The following is an 11,545-nucleotide window of genomic DNA, read 5'->3' on the forward strand; positions in this document are numbered from 1 at the left end:
CCGGATCCTTCTTAACTGATTCCTACAGGCGGGGACCGGGGGGTGGGGTTAACCCCCGGACGGATACGGCGATCCGCACCAGCGCGCCGTCCACCCCCCTGCGCACAGACTCAACGGGTGCGACGGAGCGCCGCCCGGCGCCCCGGCGGACCGGGGACGGCGTACTGCGAACGACGTACCGCGCACGACGTACTGCGAGCGATGTACCGCGAGCGGCGAATGACGAACGACGGACTAGGAGAATGACCGTGACAACGGCTGTGACCGACACCAGGCACGGGGGTACTGGAGGGCGTACGGCCGTCGCGGCACGAGCGCGGCAGGTCGTGAAGGCGTACGGCGCGGGGGAGACCCGCGTGGTCGCGCTGGACCACGTGGACGTGGACATCCACCGCGGGCAGTTCACCGCGATCATGGGCCCGTCCGGCTCCGGCAAGTCCACCCTGATGCACTGCCTGGCCGGCCTGGACACGGTGAGCGGTGGCCAGATCTACCTGGACGACACCGAGATCACCGGCCTGAAGGACAAGAAGCTCACCCAGCTCCGCCGGGACCGGATCGGCTTCATCTTCCAGGCGTTCAACCTGCTCCCCACGCTCAACGCGCTGGAGAACATCACGCTGCCGATGGACATCGCCGGCCGCAAGCCCGACACGGCGTGGCTGAACCGGGTCGTGGAGACGGTCGGCCTGGCCGGCCGGCTCAAGCACCGTCCCACCCAGCTGTCCGGCGGCCAGCAGCAGCGCGTGGCCGTGGCCCGCGCCCTGGCCGCCCGCCCGGAGATCATCTTCGGTGACGAGCCGACCGGAAACCTGGACTCGCGGGCCGGCGCCGAGGTCCTCGGCTTCCTCCGCCGCTCGGTCGACGAGCTCGGCCAGACCATCGTGATGGTCACCCACGACCCGGTGGCCGCCTCCTACGCCGACCGCGTGCTCTACCTGGCCGACGGACGGATCGTGGACGAGATGTTCAACCCGACCGCCGACCAGGTGCTCGACCGGATGAAGGACTTCGACGCGCGCGGGCGGACGTCGTGACCGTGCTGAAGACCTCGATGCGCAACTTCGTCGCGCACAAGGGCCGGATGGCGCTGTCCGCCGTCGCCGTGCTCCTCTCCGTCGCCTTCGTCTGCGGCACCCTGGTGTTCACCGACACCATGAACACCACCTTCGACAAGCTGTTCGCGAACACCGCGGCCGACGTCACCGTCGGCGCCAAGTCCGCGGACGACGTCGAGAACCCGAAGAACGGCCGCCCCGCCACCATCCCCGGCGCGGCCGTCGCCCAGGTCGCCAAGGCCCAGGGCGTGCAGCGCGCCGAGGGCAGCGTGGTCTCGCTGTCCGTCACCGTGGTCGACGCCAAGAACAAGAACCTGGGCCCGACCACCGGCGCGCCGACCATCGCCGCGAGCTGGAACGACCAGGAGCTCAAGTCGATGAAGGTCGCCTCCGGTCATGCGCCGCGCGGCCCGACCGATGCGATGGTCGACGCCGACACCGTCAAGAAGCACAAGCTGAAGCTCGGTGACGAGATCCGCGTCATCACCATCAACGGTGACTTCCGGGCGAAGATCGCCGGTGTCGCCGAGTTCACCGTGACCAACCCGGGTGCGACCGTCGTCTACTTCGACACCGCCACCGCCCAGCGTCAGCTGCTCGGCGCCACGGAGCTGTTCACCAACATCAACGTCACCGCCGCGGAGGGCGTCACCGACGCGCAGCTGAAGGCGAACATCGCCACGGCCGTCGGCGCGGACACCTACAAGCTGCAGACCGCGGCCGAGGCCGCCGACGAGGGCCGCAAGGACGTCGGTTCCTTCCTGAACATCATGAAGTACGTGATGCTCGGCTTCGCCGGCATCGCCTTCCTGGTCGGCATCTTCCTGATCTTCAACACCTTCTCGATGCTGGTCGCCCAGCGCACCCGCGAGATCGGCCTGATGCGCGCCATCGGCTCCGACCGCTCCCAGATCAACCGCTCGGTGCTCACCGAGGCGCTGCTGCTCGGTGTGGTCGGGTCGGTCCTCGGGGTCGGCGCCGGCGTCGGCCTGGCCGTCGGCCTGATGAAGCTGATGGGCTCGTTCGGCATGAACCTGTCCACCGATGACCTGACGGTCGTCTGGACCACCCCGGTCGTCGGCATGGTCCTCGGCATCGTCGTCACCGTCGTCTCCGCCTGGATCCCGGCCCGCCGCGCCTCCCGGGTCTCCCCGATGGCCGCGCTGAGCTCGATCGGCGCCCCCGAGGACCGCAGGGCCGGCATCGTCCGTGCCGTCATCGGCCTGGTGCTGACGGGCGCCGGCTTCGCCGCGCTGCTCCTGGCCGGCAACGCCGACAAGGCGGCCACCGGCTCGCTGTGGCTCGGCCTGGGCGTGGTGCTCACCCTGATCGGGTTCGTCGTGATCGGCCCGCTGCTCGCCGGGGCCGTGGTCCGGGTGCTGTCCGGGGTCGTCCTGCGGCCCTTCGGCTCCGTCGGCCGGCTCGCCGAGCGCAACGCGCTGCGCAACCCGCGCCGTACGGGGGCCACCGCGGCCGCGCTGATGATCGGCCTGGCGCTGGTCGCCTGCCTGTCCGTGGTCGGCTCCTCGATGGTGGCCTCCGCCACCGACGAGCTCGACAAGTCGGTCGGCGCGGACTTCATCGTCGCCTCCGACACCGGCCAGCCGGTGATGCCGCAGGCCGAGAAGGCCATGCGGGAGACCAAGGGCCTGGAGCACGTCACCACCTACCGCACGGTGGAAGCCAAGGTCACCGCTCCCGACGGCTCCGTCAAGAAGACCGACCTGAGCGTCACCGACCCGACGTACCCGCAGGACGTACGCCGCAAGATGCGCGCCGGCGAGCACAAGGACGCGTACGCCGCCGGTTCCATGGCCGTCGGCTCGGTCTACGCCGACGAGCACAAGCTGAAGATCGGCGACCGGATGAAGGTGGCGTTCGACGGCGGCAAGACCGCCGAGCTGAAGATCGCCGCGATCACCCTCGACGAGGGCAACCTCGACCGGGGCGCGATGTACGTCAGCACCGCCACCGCCCAGGCGAACGTGCCGGCCGAGATGCTGCCGCGCCCGTTCATGATGCTGGGCAAGGCCAAGGACGGCCAGGCGGACGCCGCGTACGAGTCCCTCAAGTCCACCCTGGCCGAGTACCCGCAGTACAGCGTGCGCGACCAGACGGACTACAAGCAGGCGCTGAAGGACCAGGTCGGCACCCTGCTGAACATGGTCTACGGCCTGCTGGGCCTGGCGATCATCGTGGCGATCCTGGGCGTGGTGAACACCCTGGCGCTGTCGGTCGTCGAGCGGACCCGCGAGATCGGCCTGATGCGCGCCATCGGCCTCTCGCGCCGCCAGCTGCGCCGCATGATCCGCCTGGAGTCGGTGGTCATCGCCCTCTTCGGTGCGCTGCTCGGCCTCGGCCTGGGCATGGGCTGGGGCGCCACCGCCCACCAGCTCCTCGCCCTGCAGGGCATGAAGGTGCTGGAGATCCCGTGGGGCACGATCATCGGGGTGTTCATCGGATCGGCCTTCGTGGGTCTGCTCGCGGCGCTGGTCCCGGCCTTCAGGGCCGGCCGGATGAACGTGCTGAACGCGATCGCCAGCGACTAGCGGCGGCACGCAGCGAGGGCGTGTCGTCCGGATCGGGCCCGGCCCTATCCGGACGACACGCCCCAGGGCCCGATGGCCCCGGTCCTCCTCGGGGGAGGGACCGGGGCCATCGGCGTAGGCTGGGAACCCCCGGCCCGCAGCGCGTGTCGGGCCCCTCGCGTTGCCCAGATCCAGATCCCAGATCCTGCGGACGGACGGAAGCCCTTACCTCATGAGCCTGCACGGACTGCTCGACGCCGTCGTCGCGGACCCCGCCCTCGCGGAAGCGGTCACCGCGGCCGCCGACGGCAACCGGATGCACGTGGACCTGGTCGGTCCGCCCGCCGCCCGCCCCTTCGCGATCGCCGCGCTGGCCCGGCGTACCGAACGGACCGTCCTCGCCGTCACCGCCACCGGGCGGGAGGCCGAGGACCTGGCGGCGGCGCTGCGCTCGCTGATGCCCCCGGAGCTGCAGAACTCCGTGGTCGACTACCCGGCCTGGGAGACCCTGCCGCACGAGCGGCTCAGCCCGCGCAGCGACACCGTCGGACGGCGGCTCGCGGTGCTGCGCCGGCTCTCCCACCCCAGCAAGGACGACCCGGCCGCCGGCCCGGTCAGCATCGTCGTCGCACCCATCCGGTCCGTGCTGCAGCCGCAGGTCAAGGGGCTGGGCGAGCTGGTGCCCGTGGCGCTGCGGCAGGGGCAGACCGTCGACCTCGGCGAGGTGACCGAGGGCTTGGCGGCCGCCGCCTACGCCCGGGTCGAACTGGTCGAGAAGCGCGGCGAGTTCGCCGTGCGCGGTGGCATCCTCGACGTGTTCCCGCCCACCGAGGAGCATCCCCTCCGGATCGAGTTCTGGGGCGACGAGGTCGAGGAGATCCGCTACTTCAAGGTGGCCGACCAGAGGTCCCTGGAGATCGCCGAGCACGGCCTGTGGGCTCCGCCGTGCCGCGAGCTGCTGCTCACCGCGGAGGTGCGGGAGCGGGCCGCCGCCCTCGCCGAGCAGCACCCCGAGCTCGGCGAACTCCTCGGCAGGATCGCCGAGGGGATCGCCGTCGAGGGCATGGAGTCCCTCGCGCCCGTGCTCGTCGACGACATGGAGCTGCTGCTCGACGTGCTGCCGGCCGGTTCCATGGCCGTGGTCTGCGACCCCGAGCGGGTCCGGACCCGGGCCGCCGACCTCGTCGCCACCAGCCAGGAGTTCCTGCAGGCGTCCTGGGCGGCCACGGCCGGCGGCGGGGAGGCGCCCATCGACGTGGGCGCGGCCAGCCTGTGGGGCATCGCCGACGTCCGCGACCGGGCCCGCGAGCTCGGCATGATGTGGTGGTCGGTCTCGCCGTTCGCCGCCGACGAATCCATCGGCGCGGACTCCCTGACCCTGGGCATGCACGCCCCCGAGAGCTACCGCGGCGACACCGCCCGCGCGCTGGCCGACACCAAGGGCCGGCTCGCCGACGGCTGGCGGACCGTCTTCGTGACGGAGGGCCACGGACCGGCCGCCCGTACCGTCGAGGTGCTCGGCGGCGAGGGCATCCCGGCCCGGCTGGAGGCCGACCTCGGCGCCCTGGAACCCGCGCTGGTGCACGTGGCGTGCGGGTCCGTCGAGAGCGGCTTCGTCCACCCGGAGCTGAGGGTCGCCGTCCTCACCGAGACCGACCTGACCGGGCAGCGCACCGCCACCAAGGACCTCGGCCGGATGCCCACCCGGCGCCGCAAGACCATCGACCCCCTCACCCTGGAGGTCGGCGACTACATCGTCCACGAGCAGCACGGCGTGGGCCGTTACATCGAGATGGTGCAGCGCACCGTCCAGGGCGCCACCCGCGAGTACCTGCTCGTCGAGTACGCCCCCGCCAAGCGCGGCCAGCCCGGCGACCGCCTCTACATCCCCACCGACCAGCTGGAGCAGGTCACCAAGTACGTCGGCGGCGAGGCGCCCACCCTGCACCGGCTCGGCGGCGCCGACTGGACCAAGACCAAGGCGCGCGCCAAGAAGGCCGTCAAGGAGATCGCCGCCGACCTGATCAAGCTCTACAGCGCCCGCATGGCAGCGCCCGGCCACACCTTCGGCGCGGACACCCCCTGGCAGCGGGAACTGGAGGACGCGTTCCCGTACGCGGAGACCCCCGACCAGCTGTCCACCATCGCCGAGGTCAAGGAGGACATGGAGAAGTCGGTCCCCATGGACCGGCTGATCTGCGGCGACGTCGGCTACGGCAAGACCGAGATCGCGGTCCGCGCGGCCTTCAAGGCCGTCCAGGACGGCAAGCAGGTCGCCGTGCTCGTCCCCACCACCCTGCTGGTGCAGCAGCACTTCGGCACCTTCTCCGAGCGCTACAGCCAGTTCCCGGTCAACGTGCGGGCACTGTCCCGCTTCCAGACCGACACCGAGGCCAAGGCCACCTTGGAGGGCCTCAAGGAGGGCTCGGTGGACGTGGTCATCGGCACGCACCGGCTGTTCTCCTCCGAGACCAGGTTCAAGGACCTGGGCCTGGTCATCGTCGACGAGGAGCAGCGGTTCGGCGTCGAGCACAAGGAGCAGCTGAAGAAGCTGCGCGCCAACGTCGACGTGCTGACCATGTCCGCCACGCCGATCCCGCGCACCCTGGAGATGGCGGTCACCGGTATCCGCGAGATGTCCACGATCACCACCCCGCCGGAGGAGCGGCACCCGGTGCTGACCTTCGTCGGCCCGTACGAGGAGAAGCAGATCGGCGCGGCCATCCGGCGCGAACTGCTGCGCGAGGGCCAGGTCTTCTACATCCACAACCGGGTGGAGTCCATCGACCGGGCGGCCGCCAAGCTCCGCGAGATCGTGCCGGAGGCGCGGATCGCCACCGCGCACGGCCAGATGGGCGAGAGCCAGCTGGAGCAGGTCGTCGTCGACTTCTGGGAGAAGAAGTTCGACGTGCTGGTCTCCACCACGATCGTGGAGTCCGGCATCGACATCTCCAACGCCAACACCCTGATCGTGGAACGCGGCGACAACTTCGGCCTGAGCCAGCTGCACCAGCTGCGCGGCCGGGTGGGCCGCGGCCGCGAGCGCGGGTACGCGTACTTCCTCTACCCGCCGGAGAAGCCGCTGACGGAGACCGCGCACGAGCGGCTGGCGACGATCGCCCAGCACACCGAGATGGGCGCGGGCATGTACGTGGCCATGAAGGACCTGGAGATCCGCGGCGCCGGCAACCTGCTCGGCGGCGAGCAGTCCGGCCACATCGCCGGCGTCGGCTTCGACCTGTATGTGCGCATGGTCGGCGAGGCCGTGGCCGACTACCGGGCGTCACTGGAGGGCGGTGTCGAGGAGGAGCCGCCGCTGGAGGTGAAGATCGAGCTGCCGGTGGACGCGCACGTCCCGCACGACTACGCGCCCGGCGAGCGGCTGCGCCTCCAGGCGTACCGCTCCATCGCCTCCGCCAACTCGGAGGAGGACGTCAAGGCGGTCCGCGAGGAACTCACCGACCGCTACGGCAAGTTGCCCGAGCCGGTGGAGAACCTGCTGCTGGTGGCCGGGCTGCGGATGCTGGCCCGCGCCTGCGGGGTCGCGGACATCACCCTGCAGGGCAACAACATCCGCTTCGGCCCGGTGGAGCTGCGCGAGTCCCAGGAACTGCGCCTCAAGCGGCTCTACCCGGGCTCGGTGATCAAGCCGGCCACCTCGCAGGTCCTCATCCCGCGCCCGAAGACCGGCAAGATCGGCGGCAAGCCGCTGGTCGGCCGCGAACTCCTGGGCTGGACGGGCGAGTTCCTCGCCCAGATCCTGGGCTCGTAGATGCCGGCTCCCCCGCCCGGCGCACGGGTGTGCGTCAGGCGGGGGATTCCTCCCTGGATTTCCTGAGCACCTGGGCCATCGTGACCTGGTCCTGCCAGTCGAAGACGGCCGACACCGGCCACTGACGCTTCGGGATCTGGGTCATGCCCATGCTGTCGTAGATCGCCTCGTCCGACGAGCACGGCCCGCAGATGTCGACATCGCGTTCGTCGGTGAGCCGCGAACCGCCCGGCTGCTCCAGGGACCTCACGCGGCAGCGGGGGCACAGGGCCGTCTCCGGCGGGGCGATGCCTGCCGGGGGAGAGGCGTCCGGCTCCTCCGGCACGGTCTGGTACCGGCGCATCGCGGCCGCGCCACGTGCCTGGTCCAGCAGGTCCTGGTCGGCCTGCTCCCTGACCCATTCCATGATCCGCGCAACGTCCCGGCCGGGACGGAAGACCAGGGCGAACCGCAAGAGCGATGCCGCCGCCACGGTGTCCCCCAGCCCGCCCAGCTGGTCCATGAGGTCCGTCACCTCGGAGACCGACCTGAGTACCGCGGTGGCGATGAAGGCGTCCCCCCAGTCCGCACGGATCTCGTCCGTGCGCTGCGCGAGGTCGTGGAAGACCGCGGCGATCTCCCGGACGGGGCGCTGTTCGACCGCAGTGGTCAGCAGGGCGGAGAGCTCGATCTCCTCGTCTGCGAGCTCTTCGACCAGTTCCACGAACGAGGGAGGCGCGTGCCATCGTGCCGCCGCGCGCAGCAGCTCACCCCTGTGTTCGCCGGACATGAACTGGCAGGCCAGTGCGAGCAGGTCGGCCGGCCACCTGTTGGCCAGCCAGCGGACGAACTGCCGTGCCTGTGCGGGGCGGCCCCGGTGCTCCAGCGCCTCTGCCACCGCCCGCCCGGTGCTCACTTCGTTCAAGGTCTGTGCGAATTCGGCCATGAAGACCTCGTGATCGGCGGCCGCATCACCGACGGCCTCGGGGTCCTCGTCGGACCGCCGGACGGGATCCTTGCGCGGCCGGGATCCCCGTACCTTCGCCTCGCCGTGCCACAGCCTCCACTGGTGGAGCTCGTACAGACCCGGGACGGCCGATTGGGGCGTCCGTCGCCGCGCTCGGGCGATGAGTGTCGTGATCAGTGGCGCGATGCCGGAAAAATCCCTCGGGAGGTTGGTGCCCGTGGTCCACGCGCTGATGTTCTGGGGCGTTGGTGCCTGGCGAGGGCGCCCGTTCTGCCGGTCCGCTTTCAGCGCCTGCGCGATCTCCAGGCGGAGGCTCTGCCGGTTCGGGAACGCGGCGGTCCGCTCCAACAGCTCCAGGCGGTGCCTGAATTCCTCCCGAGTGCAGGCTTCCACGGCTCCCCCTCAAAAGACGCCGGATCGGGCAGGTCCGGAACCATCCGGACTTCGATCCGGAGAATAAGCCGCTGACCTGCGCTTTGGCTGCCGTTCCGGAATTCCGGACTGGCCCGGGCCGTCCCGGACCATGACGGTGTGTCTTCCAGCCCGCTGCCGTTCGGAGGCCGCGGGCACCCGAAGGGGAGGCACACGGCATGAGCACATCGATCGGCGGCGAACCGACCAATTCCGAGCTCTACCGGCTGGTCGTCCGGCTGCGTGAGGACGTGGAGAAGCTCAAGGAGGAGCAGCAGCGCCTGCGTGAGCAGGACCTGGAGCGGGCGACGAAGACGTGGCACCTGCTCGCCTCGGCGTTCCTGGGGCCGCTGGTCATCGGCCTGGTCCTGCTGTGGGCGCGTGTGCGGGGTTCCGTGTGACGGTGGGGCCCCGGCCCGGCGGGCTGCCGGGCCGGGGCCGCTCGTGCGGACCGGGGGCTCAGAGCTCGTCGAGGTCCAGGGCCTGGGCCATCGCCCGGTAGCCGGCGTCGCCCGGGTGGATGTGGTCGCCCGAGTCGTAGGCGGGCAGGATGCGGTGCCGGTCCTGCGGGTCGGACACGACGCGGTCGAAGTCGACGACGGCGTCGTACGCGCCCGAGGTGCGGACCCACTCGTTGAACGCCTCGCGCCGGGCCTCGTTGTCCGGGGTGTCGTAGAAGCTGCCCTTGATCGGGGTGAGGGTCGAGCCGATCACCTTGATCCCCCGGGCGTGGGCCTGGCGGATCAGCGTGCGGTGGCCCTCGATCAGCCGGTCGACGGACACCCTGGGGGTCGGTCCGCCGACGGCTTCGGGCAGGCTGCCCCCGATGTCGTTGAGGCCCTCCATGAGGATGACCGTGCCCACGCCGGGCTCGCTGAGCACGTCCTTGCGGAAGCGGGCGACGCCCTTCTCGCCGGCCCAGGCCCAGTCGTTGGTCACCTGGTTGCCGCCGATCCCGTGGTTGAGGACGCTCCGGGGCCGCCCGGCCGCGACGAAACGTTCCGCCAGCTCGTCGGGGTAGCGGTTGTCGGCATCGGTGGAGGAGCCGACGCCGTCGGTGACGGAGTCGCCGAAGGTCACCACGCCGTCCCTGCGCCGGGAGTCCCGGCCGCCGGACACCTCGACCCCGCTCAGGTAGTACCAGGAAGTGCTGGTCTCCGTGAACGCCGTACCCGTCACGTCCGAACGGTGGTCGCCCGTCGCCCGGTAGCTGGTGGCGCCGGCGAAGTGGTGGAAGGTGGCGGGGCCCGTCGGTCCGGCCAGGTAGAGGGTGACGGTCACCGACTCCAGCGCGCCGACCGGGAACGGCACCCCGTCGCTGTGGGCCGTGCCCCCGGCCGGGATGGTGAGCGACCGGCTGTTGCCGAAGGTCAGCTGCCGCACCGACCCGGGCCGCACCGCCCCGCCCGCGGCGGCCTTGGCCACCGTCGCCCCGGTGATCCGCAGCGGGGTCCCGCCGTAGCGGTTGGACAGCTCGATCCGCGCCCGGGTGCCCCCGGTGCTGACCCGGACCACCTGCCGGACCGTGTGGTCGGAGAAGCCCTGCTGCGACCAGTTCGGCCCGAAGGGCGCGGTCGGCGCCTGCGGCGAAGCGGCCCAGCCGCCGCGCCAGTCCCGGCCGGTGCCGGCGTACGCGTCATCCGCGGTCGCGGTCGCGGCCGCGACCGGACTCGCCACCGCCTCCGGCCCGACGGCCGGCAGCGCGGCCAGGGTGGCCGTGGCCAGCAGGGCGACTCCCGTACGCCGCAATCCGTTCCTCGTGGTCATCCGTCCCAGCCCCTTGTTCTGCGCGAAGTTCGTCCATGTGCCGTGTGCGTGCACGCAACACCCACAAGGGGAGGGGAACCCCGGTTGTTCCGGCGCCGCCGCTTTCGCACCCCGTATGTCACCTCCGGGTCCGGTACGGCGGAGCCGGAGGGCACGCGGGCAGCGGGCGGGAGGAGGGAGGAGGGAGGAGGGAGGTGTTGTGGGGGTCAGGCGCTTTCGGACGGGCCGCCGCTGACCTTGTCGCCGTCCACGATGTCCTTGTCGGCCGGCTCCTGGTTCTTCACCGGGACGTTGAACTCGGAGAAGGTCATCTCGCCCGCCTCCTCTCCCTGGCTGCTCATCTTCAGGAAGTACGGCTCACCCTGCATGGCGACCCAGAACGTCGAGTCGCCGTCCTCGCCGCTGTTGGTGAGGGTGTACGCCGGGCCGGCCGGCAGCCGGGTCTCCTCGCCCTTGCGGGCGAGGGGCATCCGCTCGAACTCGCCGAGCAGTTCGTCCAGGTCGCAGAGCGACGCCATCTCCTTGGCCTGCGCGGTGGTGGCGGTCTTCTTCACCCAGCGGTCGGCGAGCTGCTTGACGGCCGCGTCCTGAACGGCCTTGGGATGGGCCTTCATCTGGGTCCGGTAGAACTTCTCGTCGGCCTTGAAGTAGAGGAGTTTGGCGTTCTTCACGATCTTGACCGTGCCCTCGCCACCCATGGCCATGGCGCCCTCGCAGTCGCCGTTCTTGTCGATGGCCAGGTCGATGCTCATCGGCTTTCCGCCGTCCCTCACCTGTCCCTTGACGCGCATGGACTGCACGGCACGGGTGGCCGCGTACGCCTTCTCGCCTATCTCCGGACCCGAGAGGTCGGTGAACGGGTGCTTGGCGGGGCTCGGGCTCGGGCTCGCGGCAGGGGAGGCAGGGGCGTTCGTCCTGCCGGACTTCGCATCGCCGGAACCCGAGCCGGACCCGTTGCAGCCGGTGAGCCCGAGGAGGGCTGCCGAGGCCAGGACTGCGGTGGCGGTCACGCGGGCACGTCGCATGAGTGCTACTTCCTGTTGCGGAGGACGGAGCCGATCGG

The 11,545-nt window shown here is 71.0% G+C and carries 7 protein-coding genes; 4 read left to right on the forward strand and 3 right to left on the reverse strand.

Annotation, left to right across the window (positions count from 1 at the left end):
* Positions 1 to 248: 248 nt before the first annotated feature.
* The 3 genes from AB0O36_RS13885 to mfd all read left to right on the forward strand — a co-directional run bounded on the left by AB0O36_RS13885 (position 249) and on the right by mfd (position 7,358).
* The gene (locus tag AB0O36_RS13885; RefSeq protein ID WP_365108712.1) at positions 249 to 1,037 is read left to right on the forward strand and encodes an ABC transporter ATP-binding protein; all 789 of its coding nucleotides are present in this window, start codon (positions 249 to 251) and stop codon (positions 1,035 to 1,037) included.
* Complete coding sequence (locus AB0O36_RS13890) at positions 1,034 to 3,607, forward strand: ABC transporter permease (RefSeq protein WP_365108715.1); 2,574 nt, start codon at positions 1,034 to 1,036, stop codon at positions 3,605 to 3,607. The genes AB0O36_RS13885 and AB0O36_RS13890 overlap by 4 nt, the downstream gene beginning before the upstream one ends.
* 211 nt (positions 3,608 to 3,818) lie before the next feature.
* Complete coding sequence (gene mfd / locus AB0O36_RS13895; RefSeq protein WP_365108718.1) at positions 3,819 to 7,358, forward strand: transcription-repair coupling factor; 3,540 nt, start codon at positions 3,819 to 3,821, stop codon at positions 7,356 to 7,358.
* Between the two features lie 34 nt (positions 7,359 to 7,392).
* Here the strand turns inward: mfd and AB0O36_RS13900 are convergent, their stop codons facing one another.
* Positions 7,393 to 8,697, reverse strand: coding sequence for a hypothetical protein (locus tag AB0O36_RS13900; protein ID WP_365108721.1), 1,305 nt, complete (start codon positions 8,695 to 8,697; stop codon positions 7,393 to 7,395).
* Between the two features lie 197 nt (positions 8,698 to 8,894).
* Between AB0O36_RS13900 and AB0O36_RS13905 the strand changes: the two genes are divergently transcribed.
* Positions 8,895 to 9,116, forward strand: a complete 222-nt coding sequence (locus AB0O36_RS13905; protein ID WP_365108724.1) for a hypothetical protein — start codon at positions 8,895 to 8,897, stop codon at positions 9,114 to 9,116.
* Between the two features lie 58 nt (positions 9,117 to 9,174).
* Here the strand turns inward: AB0O36_RS13905 and AB0O36_RS13910 are convergent, their stop codons facing one another.
* Positions 9,175 to 10,482, reverse strand: coding sequence for an SGNH/GDSL hydrolase family protein (locus AB0O36_RS13910; protein ID WP_365108727.1), 1,308 nt, complete (start codon positions 10,480 to 10,482; stop codon positions 9,175 to 9,177).
* A gap of 206 nt (positions 10,483 to 10,688) precedes the next feature.
* The gene (locus AB0O36_RS13915) at positions 10,689 to 11,507 is read right to left on the reverse strand and encodes a hypothetical protein (RefSeq protein WP_365108730.1); all 819 of its coding nucleotides are present in this window, start codon (positions 11,505 to 11,507) and stop codon (positions 10,689 to 10,691) included.
* Positions 11,508 to 11,545: the final 38 nt, after the last annotated feature.

It is taken from the genome of Streptomyces sp. NPDC089799, assembly GCF_040684755.1.
In the GTDB taxonomy this organism is placed as follows: Bacteria; Actinomycetota; Actinomycetes; order Streptomycetales; family Streptomycetaceae; genus Streptomyces.